The organism is Caballeronia udeis (assembly GCF_001544555.2).
GTDB classification, from domain to species: Bacteria; Pseudomonadota; Gammaproteobacteria; order Burkholderiales; family Burkholderiaceae; genus Caballeronia; species Caballeronia udeis.
The window spans coordinates 109,847-123,026 of record NZ_FCOK02000014.1 but is presented as its reverse complement, the minus strand read 5'-3'; the positions used below and the strand labels follow the sequence as shown (position 1 = coordinate 123,026).

Sequence of the window (13,180 nt, the reverse complement as noted above, 5' to 3'; positions counted from 1 at the left end):
AATAGGCAAGGTGCTGTATATTCCGCAAATGCGGTAGGGTAAAAATTCAATAAGCCGGGATTCGAGTCGGAAAATTGTCCGCGTGACAGTAAAAAGACAGGAGAAAAATGGATGCTTTATGAAAGCAACCAATACGACCACGCTGTCAACGTAATATATGAAACACTTACGCAGCCTCGCGCGTGGCAAGCTGTATGCGCTGCAATCGCCGGCTTGATTGGCGCTCGCGCAGTCTGGATAACCGTAAGAGATAAGCGGCTTGCTAAATTGCCTTCTGGAAATTTTGGACGTCCAGAAAATAAGAATTATTTGATTGCTCCGGAAGATCACCCTCCGGGAATAGCCCGCGATGCTATTGAATCGTTTGCGCGCTTCGAATCGGATCAAAAAGGCACTGATTTCGGACACGTAAGTGCACCGGGCCATGTTTCAAGCCGGCATATTCTCGAAACCGGCGAATTGCTGATCACGCTGGTCTGCGAGTTTGAATCCGGGAGTCACACCATCGCCCAGCCGGAACCGCCTTGGCTCGATCGCCTGATGCCGCATCTTTCGCGCGCTGCACAACTTCAGGACGCGGGTTATTTCGCGACCTCCGGGCGTGTCGCCCGCGTACCCTTTCTCGACGAATGGCGTCAGCCTGCCATGCTCGTCGCGCTGAACGCGACAGTGCTCCACTTCAACGACGCTGCAGCCCAGATGCTTACGCGGACCAGGCTGGTTCAGGTCACTGATGGCTTGCTTGAACTGCAAGGCGCGCAGCAAAACCGGATCCTGGAAGAATGCCGTGCGGCGGCAGACGAGACGAAGGCGTATCGAATGCTGCGGCTGACGGAAGAGCACGACGGGGAATCCGCCAGCCAGGACGCGCTATACGTGTTTTATCACCCGGTCGCGGCAGACCGTGGCCACGCCGCGCTGATCACGTTTTATCACCCGGATTCACCGCCTCTTGTCGATGCGGATTTGCTCGCGACCGCGTTCGACCTGACGCCGGCGGAATGCCGGGTGGCCTGTCATATCGCGGAAGGGCGCACGCCCAAGGAGATAGCCGGGAAGACCGGCGTGCAGCACGACACCGTGCGCAAGCAGTTGCAGGCGATCTATCAGAAGACTGCAACGAACCGGCAGGTCGACCTGATCCGCCTGCTGCTCAACCTGCCCGCGCACCCGGTGCCGGATTCCCCGCCACCGGGTTAGAGCGGCGCTCGAACCAAAGCCCGGCGTTACTTCGCCCTGCAGGCGATCAGCAGGTTGTTCTGGCCGTTGTCGCTGCTTTGATCGAGGACGTCGTAACTGCCCGAGCACAACGCGCGGGCGTTTTCCTGGCAGTTGCTCCAGCCGCCGTTGGTCGGGCACGTGATCATGTTGGTCGGGCGGCCATCGGATGAAAAGAGCGGCGGCGCGCTGCCGCACGCAGACAACATCGACACCGCGGCCGCAAGCGGCAACAGCGCCAGAAAACGTGATGCTCGTACGCTGGAAATCTTCATCCGGAACCCCTTTTTAATGCTGTTTTTATTGATTCCGCGAGTATGCCACGCGGAGCTTTCGGCTTGCCTCCCTGGCCGTGCTGATCGTGCTGAACGTGCGCGCTCCGGGCACCTTCGCGCATAGTCCCACGCTACTTTTGAAGCCCCCAGATGTCGCTGTCGATCATTTCCATCCGGGCATCGATTTTTGCTTTTACATCGGCGAGCGCCTGGTTGTAGAAATGCGCGCCAATGATCTTCGACAACTCGTCAAGCCACTCCTTCGCCTCGAACTGGCCGAGCCGCGCGTCGAAGCGTTCTTGCGCGAGACGCTGCAACTGGTCAATGGCAAGCGCCTCATGCTCACGGGACAACACCGTCTTGTTCGTGTCTTTGCTCATGTTTTTTGCTCACGGTTCAAACTTCTATGTCCAGTGCAACGATCTTCTTGTACATCGTCGCCCGGCCAATGCCAATGCGCTGCGCCGCCTCGGCCACGCGGCCGCCGCTTGCCCGCAGGGCTTCGGAAAGGAAACGCTTTTCGAATCCCGCCATGGCCTCGGCGTAGGACGTCGCGCCGGAGTCTTCCGTCATGCCTGCGGACTCCGGCGACGCCGCCACGCTCGCTGCGCCCATGAAGGCGCCGAGCGCGCGGGCATCGATATGTTCACTGTCCGATAACATCACCGCGCGCTCCAGCACATTGCGCAACTCGCGCACGTTGCCGGGCCACGAATACGCGCAGAGCAGGCGTAAAGCGTCGTCGTGGAGCACGAACTGGCCGGCGTGACGCGGGCGGGCATCGGCGGAAAGCTCTTCGAGCATGGCGTACACCAGCGCCTCGATATCCCCCGCCCGCTCGCGCAACGGCGGCGCGTGAATGGACAGCACGTTCAGCCGATAAAACAAGTCCGCCCGGAAACGGCCGCTGGCCGCGAGCGCCGGCAAATCCGCCGATGTGGCTGCAATGATCCGGACATCCGTGCGCACGATCCGGTTCGATCCCAGCGGCTCGAACTCCTTCTCCTGCAGCACGCGCAGCAACTTGCCCTGCAGCACGAGCGGCATGTCGCCGATTTCATCGAGGAACAGCGTTCCGCCATCGGCCAGTTCAAACTTGCCCACCCGGCCTTTACGATCCGCACCCGTGTAGGCACCCGCCGCCGCACCGAAAAATTCCACTTCGAGCAAGGTGTCCGGAATCGCCGCTACGTTCACGGTCACGAGCGGCCGCGCGGCGCGCGTCGACGCGCCATGAATGGCGTGCGCCAGCAATTCCTTGCCCGTGCCCGTTTCGCCCGACAGCAGCACGGGCGAATCAACTTGCGCCGCGCGCCGGGCCTGGCGTTTGACATCGAGGCTCGCGGCGCTCGTGCCCACGAAACTCGCGAACGTGTATTTGGCGCGCCGCGCCTGTGCGAGCGATTGCCGTGTGGCGATGAGTTCCTGCTGCACGCGCGAGTAATGCGAGAAGAGCGGCGTGAGCGCCTTCATTTCGTCGAAGAGCGCGAAACCGATCGCACCGACCGTCTGGCCGAAATCGTCCTTCAACGGCAGGCGCGTGACGACCAGCGGCTCACGATCCGTTTCCAGCAGATCGAGCAGGATCGGCTTGCCTGTTGTCACGACCTCGCGCATCAGGCTGTTCGGAATCACCGCTTCGCAATCACGGCCGATCGCCTCTTGCGGGTCCGAAAACCCGAAGCGCGCCGCATAGCGTTTGTTGATCCAGACGACCCGCGCATCTTTATCGACGATAAACGTGCCTTCGCTGAAATTCTCGAAGGTCTTGAAAAGCGAATCCATCGCGCGACGCAAAACGTCGCTGTAATCGACGGGGACGTGCGTCCAGTCGTTGTGCATCCCGATCCCTTGTTCTTGTCTCATCCAGTTTTTCTCTATCTGGAGACAGGGTATCTCGAAACGTGGAAATACAGCAAGACTGAGGTACAACCCGCGTAAAACATTACGCGACCGGCCGTCCGGCCAAATTTTGCATCACAGGATTGTCTCGATCGGTAGACATTATTCAAGGCGCATAAGGCGCACTTGAACCGCACGTCCTTGCTGAGCAACGCTTCCCGGTCTTTGGCATGATTGCTGCATAGAGGGCGCACCTCATTCCGGGCGCCGTCCGGACCCGGACACACAACAACTAACTAACTAACGGAGACTTAATGTCGTTCATCATCGTCCTCGCCGCCCTGGCGTTTCTCATGCTGGCCGCGTATCGCGGATACAGCGTGATCCTGGTGGCGCCGCTCGCTGCCCTCGGCGCCGTGCTGCTAACCGATCCCGCCGCCGTCGCGCCGGTGTTCTCCGGCATCTTCATGGAGAAGATGGTCGGTTTCGTGAAGCTGTATTTCCCCGTGTTCCTGCTCGGCGCGGTGTTCGGCAAAGTGGTCGAATTGTCGGGATTCTCCGAATCCATCGTGGCCGCCGCCATTCGATACATCGGCAAGACACGAGTCAATGCGGTGATCGTCGCTGTGTGCGCGTTGCTCACCTATGGCGGTGTGTCGCTGTTCGTGGTCGTGTTCGCGGTTTATCCGTTCGCCGCTGAAATGTACCGGCAGAGCAATATCCCGAAGCGGCTGATGCCCGGCGCCATTGCACTCGGCGCGTTCTCCTTCACCATGGATTCGCTGCCGGGCACGCCGCAGATCCAGAACATCATCCCGACGACCTTCTTCAAGACGACCGGTTGGGCAGCGCCGTGGCTCGGCACTATCGGCTCACTGTTCATTGTCGTGGTCGGGCTGACGTTCCTCGAATGGCGCCGCCGTTCAGTGATGGCGACAGGTGAAGGCTACGGCACGTCGCTCGTGAACGAGCCGGAACGCATGGAAAGCACGCATTTGCCGAATCCACTGCTCGCGGTTGCGCCGCTGTTGCTGGTTGGCGTCGCGAACTTCGTGCTGACCAAGCTGATCCCGGTCTGGTACGGCGATAGTTATTCGGTGGCCGCCAACGTGCTGCCGGGCATACACGCGCCAGTTGTCACGCCAATCAAATCGGTTGTCGCGATCTGGGCCGTGGAGGGGGCGCTGCTGCTCGGCATCCTGCTGGTTGTATTGACGGCTTTCGGACGCGTACGCGAACGCTTTGCGGTGGGAACGAAAGCGGCGGTCGGCGGTGCATTGCTCGCCTCATTGAACACCGCGTCGGAGTATGGTTTCGGCGGCGTGATTGCGGCATTGCCCGGGTTTATCGTGGTCAGCGATGCGCTCAAGAGCATCCCGAATCCGCTCGTGAACGCGGCTGTCTCGGTGAGTTCGCTGGCAGGCATCACAGGCTCGGCGTCGGGCGGCATGAGCATCGCGCTGGCTGCCATGTCCGACACGTTCATCAAGGGCGCTGAAGCGGCGCACATTCCGCTGGACGTGCTGCATCGCGTGGTCGCAATGGCAAGCGGTGGCATGGACACGCTGCCGCATAACGGCGCGGTGATCACGTTGCTGGCCGTCACCGGGTTGACGCACAGGGAGTCGTATCGCGACATCTTCGCCGTGACGATCATCAAGACGCTGGCGGTGTTTTTCGTGATCGCGGTGTACTACACGACCGGGCTGGTTTAGGGTTTTCAGGTTTTTGGTTTTGCTTTTGCATCGGCGGCTTCCCGTTAAAAGCCGCCGATGCAAACCGCCATCCCTCATCCGCATCTGGCAAACTTCCCGGCAACCCCCTCCCCATTCGTCTTCGACAGGACTCCCCGCATGACCTCATCCGCAGCAGCACCGCTCGCCGGCAAAACCGCACTCGTCACCGGATCGACGAGCGGCATCGGCCTTGGAATTGCAACCGCCCTGGCGCAAGCCGGCGCGAATCTCGTGTTGAACGGCTTCGGCGACGCCACTGTCATCCAGGGCGCCATCGCGCAAATCGAACAGCACGGCGTGAAGGCTGTGCATCACGGCGCGGATATGTCGAAGTCCGCCGAGATCGAAGCGATGATCGCTTTCGCCATCGAGCAATTCGGCGCCGTTGATGTGCTCGTGAACAACGCGGGCATCCAGCACGTTGCAACCATCGATACATTCCCCGTCGACAAGTGGGACGCGATCATCGCGATCAACCTGAGCTCGGCGTTCCATACCATGCGCGTGGCCTTGCCGAAGATGCGCGACAACGGCTGGGGCCGCGTGATCAACGTGGCTTCCGCGCATGGGCTGGTGGGATCGGTGGGGAAATCGGCTTATGTGGCGGCGAAGCACGGCATTGTCGGGTTGACGAAGGTGGCCGCGCTTGAAAACGCGCGCACCGGCGTGACGGTGAATGCGATCTGCCCGGGATTCGTGCTGACGCCGCTGGTGCAAAAGCAGATCGACGATATCGCCACACGCGACAACATTTCGCCGGACGCCGCGCGCTCGAAGTTGCTGGGAGAGAAACAGCCGTCGGAACAATTCGTCACGCCGGAACAGATCGGCAAGCTGGCGGTGTTCCTGTGCTCGGACGGCGCCGATGAAATGCGCGGCGCAGCGCTGCAGATTGATGGCGGGTGGACGTCGCAGTGAGATTGGCGATGAGCGGGAGGCGTGCCCCCTGTGGCAACCGTTGGTACTATCGGGGTTCGTAGAACGGAGACTCCGATGACGGCCGAACACAATCGAACAGAAGAAGCGCAGGCGATGGAGCGCATTGTCAATGCCACGCGGCAGGTGCAGACCGCGTTCACGGCGTTGCAGGGGCACTTCCCGCCCAAGGGTGACGGCCGGCCGTCACAGATGGCATTGCAGACCTTCGACGCCGCGCTTCAGGAGCTGGAGGAAGCGCAGGCGGCGTTCGACACCATGTTGAACGACCTGTTCGACGGCAATCGCTAGAAGGGTTTGCGCCCGGGCGGGCGCGGTCCGGATTCTGCCAACGGTCAGGCCAATACCAAGCCAACACCAGGCCACCGCCAGGCCGATCCGGGATTTGATTCGTTCGCACCCGGAATGCCCGGCCGGCAGCCGCCCCCCCACGGTGCGAACGAAACCCTCAAGCTCCCCGCAACACCGGCACCACGGGCTCCTTCCTGGCGCTTTCGACCTCGCCTGACACAAGCTTGTCGGGCGGATTCAGTCCCTCCCATGAAATGCCATCGGTCGACTGACACCGCGCTGCCGCCACGCACCCTTCGACCAACTCCTTGAACGACGTAGCCGCCGAGGTCTTGCGAATCACAGCCTCGCCTTCCAGCGTGCTGTCAGGCAGCACAAGCCCCACGATCAAGTCAGCCGTCGCCGCCCGCTGATGCAGACGCCGCAGCAAATTGCGCAAATACGGCGGTGATTCGGCGGCATCGAACGAAATCACGCAGATCAGCGACACGCCCGTCAGGTCGACGTCGTCGAAGCGCGTGCGGGAAAAGCGCTCGTAAGGCGCCAGATCCGCGCCCAAACCGTGCTTCCGGAACAGTTGCACAGCGATAGTCGCCGCGAGATCGTCGAGCACACCCCGCCCGGCAATACACAGCACGGACGCCGTGTGGCCTTCAAGGGCGGCATCGAAGTGAGACGGCGGCGCTTCGTGCACGACGCCGGCTTCGCGATCGGACATCTCCAGGCTGGCCGGCGGCTCCTCTTCCTGCCTGACCGCCATCACCACGTCCTCTACTTCCTCGAGCCCTTCGACAATATCCATCGCCGACTCGTTGATGCGCCTCAACTGATCCGTCGTCACCACCCCGCGCAACACGTCGTTGTGCGCGATTCGCAAACCTTCCAGCGCGACCTCGTCGTAATACGCGCTGAGCGAACGCTCCTTCAACAGCGACTCCGCCTGCACGAGCGCTTCATCGGGATCGTTGGCCAGCAGCCGCTGATAAAAATTCTCCGCCGGCGTCAGCGCTGGACGGTCGCCGAACAGCACATCGAGGAATTCGAGCCGGTCCACATGCCGCCCGAGAATCACCAGGCACAAGGTCAGCGGCGTCGACAGAACCAACCCGATCGGTCCCCAGATCCAGCTCCAGAAAATCGCCGCGACAATCACCGCGAACGGCGAAAGCCCGGTGCTGTGTCCGTACAACAGCGGTTCGACCACCTGCCCCGCCACCACGTCCGTCACACCGAACAGGACCATGGTCCAGATCATCATCGACCAGCCGGGTCCGACTGCCGCTGCGAACACCACGGCCAGCAGCGCCGCGATCCAGGTGCCCACGTACGGCACGAAACGCAGCAAGCCGGTGAGCACGCCGAACAGCAACGCGCCGGGTACGCCGATGATCGCCAGCCCGATCGAGATGACAACGCCCACGCCCATGTTGATGCCGAGCTGCGCGAGAAAATAGCGGGACAGCCGGCGCGCGGCTTCGTCCATGGCGGTGGTGGCCCGGTGAAGATCGCGCGAACCGAACAACCGGATCAGCCGGTCGCGGAGATCGCCACGCTGCAGCAGGATAAAGATGGCGACCACGAGCACAATGCCGGTGGTTTCCAACGGACTGATCACCGGCGATAAAAACCGCTGCGCTAGCTCCACGGGCGACGGCGACGGTTCGTGGACTTCAACCGGCATGGGTGAATCAATGGGCGAGGCGGCGGGGTTCTCTTCGCTCTTGCGAATCTCGTCCTGGCGATTCGGCGAAAAACGCTTGAGCGCTGCCGCGGTCTTGCCCAGAAACTCGTCTGCCCGGCCGATCGTCTTCTGCTGCACGGCGTCGATCTTGCGTTCCACCGTGACCTGGTACTGCGGCAGGTCACCCGCCAATTGCGCCACTTGGGCACCGATCAGCGCACCCACGGCGGTCAGTACCGCCAACGCCGTCAGCACCGCCACGATCACCGACGGCACCTGTCCGAACTTCAGCCGCCGTAACAAGTCGACGAACGGCGCGACGAGGAAGCTCAGCAAAATGGCAAGGATGATCGGAATCAGCACCGCGCGGCCGAAATACAGTGCGCAAATCACGACCACGCCGATAACCAACGATGTCAGCGTCCGCAACCCCGGTGCTTCGGGTGGCAAGACCGCGGCTAACGGCCGGCGGGGCACGGGATCTGGATTCATGACATCGTTCTCATTGATAACGGCGTAAGGACATAAGGAACAGCGCGGGATTGCAGGCAATAACGCACTCGCCACCCTGAGCGGGATTGTGGCACGCGTACGTTTTCGGTCTCGACGGCCGCAAGCCAGTGTCCGGCAGCTCGGGTATCGAAGGAATGTTGTGTAGTCGCAGCAAGCGACGTGCCATTTGCACCGAAAGGTGAGTCAATACAGGAGCAGCAAAGTGAGCCTTTACGGGAGCACGGGTCATGCCGTAACGGTCAGTCGTCCAGCGCGCCCAGCGTGACCATCCTGCGGATCCGGCTTGCCATGGATTCGAGCGTGAACGGCTTGGTAATCATTTCCATGCCGGTATCGAGGAAACCATTCGTCCGGGTAGCCGCTTCGGCATAACCCGTCATGAACAACACTCTCAGCCTGGGCCGCGTCGCCCGCGCGGCGTCCGCCAGTTGCCGGCCGTTCAGCCCGGGAAGCCCGACGTCGGTGACCAGCAAGTCGATTCTCGCATGCGAGTTCAGGATAGCCAGTCCGGATGGGCCGTCGAAGGCTTCGAGCACCTTGTAATCCAGATCGCGCAGGATCTCGCACACGAGTTCACGCACGGACGCGTCGTCTTCCACCACCAGGATCGCGTGCCGCCCGGCCGCCCGATGCGCGTCGTTGAGTTCGCTCGCGATTTCCTGCTCGCAGGCGTCACCGGAAAAGCGCGGCAGGTACAACCGGATCGTGGTGCCGGCGTGGGGCGCGCTATCGATTGTTGCAATCCCGCCCGACTGTTTCGCAAACCCGTAAGCCATCGATAACCCCAGCCCCGTGCCCTGGCCCAGCGGTTTGGTTGTATAGAACGGATCGAAGGCGCGTGCCTTGACGTCAGCGGGCATGCCCGCGCCCGTGTCCGACACCGATACCACCACGTAAGACCCCGGGGTCACATCGGGATGGCACGCGGCAAAGTCGTGGCCGAGTTCCACGTTGTCGGTTTCAAGGGTCAGGCGGCCGCCTTCCGGCATGGCGTCGCGCGCATTGATCGCAAAATTCAGCAGCGCGTTTTCAAGCTGGTTCGTGTCGCAGCGCGTGAGCCAGAGATGCGGGTTCGGCACGACGCGTGTCTCGATCGCCTCGCCCATCGTGCGCTTGAGCAGATCGTCGATGGAATGCAGCAGTTCGTTCGCGTTCACCGGCTTGGGGTCGAGCGGCTGGCGCCGCGAAAACGCCAGCAGCCGATGGGTGAGCGATGCCGCCCGGTTGGCTGCACCGGTCGCCATTGAAATGAACCGGTCGATGTCGTTCGTGCGGCCGAGCTGGGTGTATCGGCGAATCAGTTCGAGCGGTCCCGTGATGCCCTGCAGGAGATTGTTGAAATCGTGCGCAATTCCCCCCGTCAGTTGCCCGAGCGCCTCCATTTTCTGCGCCTGGCGCAACGCTTCCTCGGTTTGTTGAAGCGCCCGCTGGGTTTCCTTTTCGCTGGTGACGTCGCGGCCGTTGCCGTAGAGCGTGTCGCCTTCGGGCGCGGCGACCCACGATACCCACCGGTACGATCCGTCCTTGTGGCGGTTGCGGTTCTCAAACCGTACCGGTCCCGACCGCGACGCCGACAGCAGCGCGGCTTCGGTGGCTTCCACGTCGTCGGGATGCACGATTTCCGCGAAAGACTTGCCGATCAGTTCGTCCTCGCGAAAGCCGAGAATGTCGGTCCAGGCCGGATTGACGGCGCGCAGCACGCCCGCACTGCTCGCGACAATGAACAGGTCGCGCGAGTTGCGCCAGATGCTGTTGCGCTCGCGGGTGCGGGCGTCGACTTCGGCGGCCAGCGAATCGTTCAGGCGCCGCAATTGCGCCTCGCTCACCCGCAGGCGTTCTTCGAAGCGCTTGTGCCCGGTGATGTCGTAAGTCACGCCCAGATAACGCAAGCCGCCCGCGCTGTCTTCAATCGCCTCGCCACGGCGCGCCATCCAGCGCTCCTCGCCGTTGTCCGGGCGGCGAATCCGGTACTCGAGATAATCGAGCGCACCGGCAGGCGTGTGGAGATGACCCGCGCGCACGCGGTCGCGGTCATCGGGATGCACGAGTTCCAGCAGGTCGTCGAGATGGTACTCATGACGCGGCGTCAAACCCCATTGCCAGCACAGCTCTTCGGATACCGCCAGGCGCCCGCTATGCGGAAACATCTCGAAGGTGCCGATCCCGCCCGCCTGCTGTGCAATGCGCAGACGCTCTTCGCTTTCGCGCAACGCCCGGTCGCTCGCATGGCGTTCAATGGCGAGCGCCGTGACGCTCGCCACTTGCGCGATGTCGTCCAGCTCCTCTCGCGACGGCGCTTTCGGCACAGCGTAATAGTTGGCGAAGGTGCCGAGCAGGCGGCCATCGGCCGCGCGTATGGGCATGGACCAGCAGGAGCGCAGGTCATACTGGCGGGCGATATCGCGGAAAGCCGCCCAGACCGGGTCGGTCTGGATATCTTCCACGATCACCGGCTCGCCCCGGAACGCCGCCGCCCCGCACGACCCCATGAGCGGCCCGAATTCGAGGCCGTCCACAATGCGGTTGTAGTCGTCGGGCAAACTCGGCGCGGCGCCGTGGACAAGGCGCTTCCCCGTGACATCGACAAGCAGCACGGAGGCCCGCAACGGCTGTTCAGAGCGGTTTTCCACGCGACGAACCACGTGCTCGAGCACCTCGCGCAGCGGCATGCCTGCAACGACGCGCCCGAGCACGGCCCGCTCGAATTCGAGCTGGTTCAGCGTGGAAAACAACAGGGGTTGTTGCATGGTCGGAAGCAAAAGCCGGTCAGTCAGGCAGCGCGCGACGAGCGAAATGTTCCAAATCTTAGCACTCGGTATGCCTACGTTCCGGTTTGCAAAATTACGCCTTCACGTAGTGCGCCTATTGCCCCCATCCAGATTATGTTTTAGGTCCGCGGCATGCATCGTGCGAGATTGGAGGGATTGAAATAACGCGCATGCGCAATGGATTTGTAATGGCTGTGGAGTCACCCTGTATCAATCTCTGCAAATTCGATGGAAAAAACTGAAGAACAGGACCCGCGCAAAAATTATCGATGAGCGGCCCAAGCGCGAGGCTAAGCTAAAGAAGGCGAACAAGCGACGCGACCCGCACATTGACGTGAAATCGCGCGTTTCCGACGCTCTCTCGACACTGTTTTGACACCACAAAAAACGCGTGCCTGATTGACGCGATAAGGCGGCAAGGACACGAAAATCCCACCCACTCAGCGAGTTCAGTCATGACCCTCATTGTTAAATCGAAACGCGTTTTATCAATATCCGCCGCGGTGCTCGCCACGTCGTTCGCCGCTCACGCTGTCTATGCGCAAAGCATGGGCATGAGCATGGGTTTGAGCCCCAACGACGACATGCACGCACCGGCTAACAGCACGAAATTGATGCCGAATGCGCCGCTTGGCAGCGAGTATCCGACGCACGGCAATCAGCAAGCGGGCGAGCTGAACCTGAATCCGACCGATCCGCGTGCGCAGTTGATCAACGGCTTGCCTAATAACACGCAAAGCGGTGGTTATGGCTCGCCGCTGGCGGGGAACAAATCGAATGTGCCTCAGGGGTATTAGGTCGTACGGTTCGACGTTGAAAACCACGGTACTTCGCGCAGGCAGTCAGTTCACGCGTGTGCAAGCACGTTGACGAGCTTGCCGAACGGATCGCGGACGTAGAAACGCCGAACGCCCCAGGGTTCATTGGCGGGTCCGTATTCAATCGGGAAACCCGCTTCTTTCATGCGATTGAAGGCGGCGTCCACGTCATCCACTTCAATCGACAGGTCAGGCACCGGCGTGCCTGACCCGCCTTGCGACGCCACGCTGACCTGGACGCTCATGTTCACATCGGAACCAAACGTCTGAATCCAGCCGTGGTCCATCAGCAGGTCCAGACCCAGCACGTCCTGATAGAACCGCCGGGCTTGAGCCACGTCTTGCGTGCCGATGTTGGCGACTATTCGCTTGACCTTCATCTTTACCTCCTCGCCTGGCTTTCGGGTACATACGGTAAGGGCTTCGCCTCAGGATGGGTGGTCGTGTTGTCGATAACCTTGTCCACGTCCGCCGTTTTCGCGAGTTCGGACAGGAACTTATCCTTATCGAAGCTGGGCAACACACAACCTTGCACGTAGATAAACCTGCGCTGCAACATCAACCATAACGACGATTGCTCGCGCCAATGCGTGGCCATATTGATCGTGCTGAGCCGACGCTGAACCGCTTCGGCGATCTCGGCATCGTAGCGATACGAGTTGGACAACCTGCAGCGCCCCTCCACCCAGCAGCTATTGCCCCGTTCGATCCGGTAGTGCGCTTCGCTTTGCCATTCCTGCTCCGTCTCCATTGGCCCCAAAGGTGCCGGGCACTGCGGTATCGCTTTGGAGATCCGGAAAAACGGATCGTTTCCGCGGTTGCTGCGCAGGTCATCGGCAAGCGCCGGCTGGCTCGCTATCGATGCCAGCAAACACCATGCACAGCGCCGGATGAACGGTCCCATAGTCTTGGCCTGAAGCGGTTCCTGAGCGGTTGCGCCAAACGTCTTGACGAATATAACCGATGGAGTCAGGCCGGCGAAAGCGCGTCTCAGCACACGATCCTGCGCCCTCCAGGGACTTTCCAGCCGGCATCCTTCAGCGTTTTCCCTAAGTCGCTCCGCGTTGACATTCTTCCCGGCAGCGACCAAACTTGCCCTCAA

General features: G+C 61.4%; 12 protein-coding genes. 5 read left to right on the top strand and 7 right to left on the bottom strand.

What is annotated here, in order from left to right; all coding sequences use genetic code 11:
• Positions 1-309: 309 nt before the first annotated feature.
• On the top strand, positions 310-1,200 hold the full coding sequence (locus AWB69_RS13045; protein ID WP_197500222.1) for a helix-turn-helix transcriptional regulator: 891 nt from the start codon (positions 310-312) through the stop codon (positions 1,198-1,200).
• Between the two features lie 26 nt (positions 1,201-1,226).
• Here the strand turns inward: AWB69_RS13045 and AWB69_RS13040 are convergent, their stop codons facing one another.
• The 3 genes from AWB69_RS13040 to AWB69_RS13030 form a co-directional block, all read right to left on the bottom strand.
• Positions 1,227-1,493 carry a hypothetical protein gene (locus tag AWB69_RS13040; RefSeq protein WP_062085324.1) on the bottom strand — a complete coding sequence of 89 codons (267 nt, stop codon included), beginning with the start codon at positions 1,491-1,493 and terminating at the stop codon, positions 1,227-1,229.
• Positions 1,494-1,624: 131 nt separating this feature from the next.
• Positions 1,625-1,873: a DUF2164 domain-containing protein gene (locus AWB69_RS13035; protein ID WP_062085323.1), complete on the bottom strand. Its 249-nt coding sequence runs from the start codon at positions 1,871-1,873 to the stop codon at positions 1,625-1,627.
• Positions 1,874-1,889: 16 nt separating this feature from the next.
• The gene (locus AWB69_RS13030; protein ID WP_062085322.1) at positions 1,890-3,335 is read right to left on the bottom strand and encodes a sigma-54 interaction domain-containing protein; all 1,446 of its coding nucleotides are present in this window, start codon (positions 3,333-3,335) and stop codon (positions 1,890-1,892) included.
• A 314-nt stretch (positions 3,336-3,649) separates the two neighbouring features.
• Between AWB69_RS13030 and AWB69_RS13025 the strand changes: the two genes are divergently transcribed.
• The 3 genes from AWB69_RS13025 (at position 3,650) to AWB69_RS13015 (ending at position 6,298) form a co-directional block, all read left to right on the top strand.
• Complete coding sequence (locus AWB69_RS13025) at positions 3,650-5,050, top strand: GntP family permease (protein WP_062085321.1); 1,401 nt, start codon at positions 3,650-3,652, stop codon at positions 5,048-5,050.
• 138 nt (positions 5,051-5,188) lie between these two features.
• Positions 5,189-5,989 (top strand): 3-hydroxybutyrate dehydrogenase, encoded by an 801-nt coding sequence (locus tag AWB69_RS13020; protein WP_062085320.1) that lies wholly within the window; start codon positions 5,189-5,191, stop codon positions 5,987-5,989.
• A 75-nt stretch (positions 5,990-6,064) separates the two neighbouring features.
• The gene (locus AWB69_RS13015; RefSeq protein WP_062085319.1) at positions 6,065-6,298 is read left to right on the top strand and encodes a hypothetical protein; all 234 of its coding nucleotides are present in this window, start codon (positions 6,065-6,067) and stop codon (positions 6,296-6,298) included.
• Positions 6,299-6,455: 157 nt separating this feature from the next.
• Here the strand turns inward: AWB69_RS13015 and AWB69_RS13010 are convergent, their stop codons facing one another.
• Positions 6,456-8,471, bottom strand: a complete 2,016-nt coding sequence (locus AWB69_RS13010; protein WP_062085318.1) for an AI-2E family transporter — start codon at positions 8,469-8,471, stop codon at positions 6,456-6,458.
• A 260-nt stretch (positions 8,472-8,731) separates the two neighbouring features.
• The gene (locus tag AWB69_RS13005) at positions 8,732-11,239 is read right to left on the bottom strand and encodes a PAS domain-containing protein (RefSeq protein WP_156528827.1); all 2,508 of its coding nucleotides are present in this window, start codon (positions 11,237-11,239) and stop codon (positions 8,732-8,734) included.
• Between the two features lie 476 nt (positions 11,240-11,715).
• Between AWB69_RS13005 and AWB69_RS13000 the strand changes: the two genes are divergently transcribed.
• Positions 11,716-12,057 carry a hypothetical protein gene (locus AWB69_RS13000; RefSeq protein WP_062085316.1) on the top strand — a complete coding sequence of 114 codons (342 nt, stop codon included), beginning with the start codon at positions 11,716-11,718 and terminating at the stop codon, positions 12,055-12,057.
• A 50-nt stretch (positions 12,058-12,107) separates the two neighbouring features.
• Here the strand turns inward: AWB69_RS13000 and AWB69_RS12995 are convergent, their stop codons facing one another.
• Both AWB69_RS12995 and AWB69_RS12990 read right to left on the bottom strand, forming a co-directional pair.
• Entirely contained in the window at positions 12,108-12,458 is a 351-nt protein-coding gene (locus AWB69_RS12995; RefSeq protein WP_062085315.1) for a VOC family protein, read from the bottom strand.
• Between the two features lie 2 nt (positions 12,459-12,460).
• Entirely contained in the window at positions 12,461-12,982 is a 522-nt protein-coding gene (locus tag AWB69_RS12990; RefSeq protein WP_156528830.1) for a hypothetical protein, read from the bottom strand.
• Positions 12,983-13,180 lie beyond the last annotated feature (198 nt).

Coding starts and splice junctions, on each gene's coding strand:
- AWB69_RS13020 (WP_062085320.1), top strand. CDS start 5,189: ATGACCTCATCCGCAGCAGCACCGCTCGCCGGCAAAACCGCACTCGTC.
- AWB69_RS13035 (WP_062085323.1), bottom strand. CDS start 1,873: ATGAGCAAAGACACGAACAAGACGGTGTTGTCCCGTGAGCATGAGGCG.
- AWB69_RS13005 (WP_156528827.1), bottom strand. CDS start 11,239: ATGCAACAACCCCTGTTGTTTTCCACGCTGAACCAGCTCGAATTCGAG.
- AWB69_RS13030 (WP_062085322.1), bottom strand. CDS start 3,335: ATGCACAACGACTGGACGCACGTCCCCGTCGATTACAGCGACGTTTTG.
- AWB69_RS13015 (WP_062085319.1), top strand. CDS start 6,065: ATGACGGCCGAACACAATCGAACAGAAGAAGCGCAGGCGATGGAGCGC.
- AWB69_RS12990 (WP_156528830.1), bottom strand. CDS start 12,982: ATGGGACCGTTCATCCGGCGCTGTGCATGGTGTTTGCTGGCATCGATA.
- AWB69_RS13040 (WP_062085324.1), bottom strand. CDS start 1,493: ATGAAGATTTCCAGCGTACGAGCATCACGTTTTCTGGCGCTGTTGCCG.
- AWB69_RS13010 (WP_062085318.1), bottom strand. CDS start 8,471: ATGAATCCAGATCCCGTGCCCCGCCGGCCGTTAGCCGCGGTCTTGCCA.
- AWB69_RS13000 (WP_062085316.1), top strand. CDS start 11,716: ATGACCCTCATTGTTAAATCGAAACGCGTTTTATCAATATCCGCCGCG.
- AWB69_RS13025 (WP_062085321.1), top strand. CDS start 3,650: ATGTCGTTCATCATCGTCCTCGCCGCCCTGGCGTTTCTCATGCTGGCC.
- AWB69_RS12995 (WP_062085315.1), bottom strand. CDS start 12,458: ATGAAGGTCAAGCGAATAGTCGCCAACATCGGCACGCAAGACGTGGCT.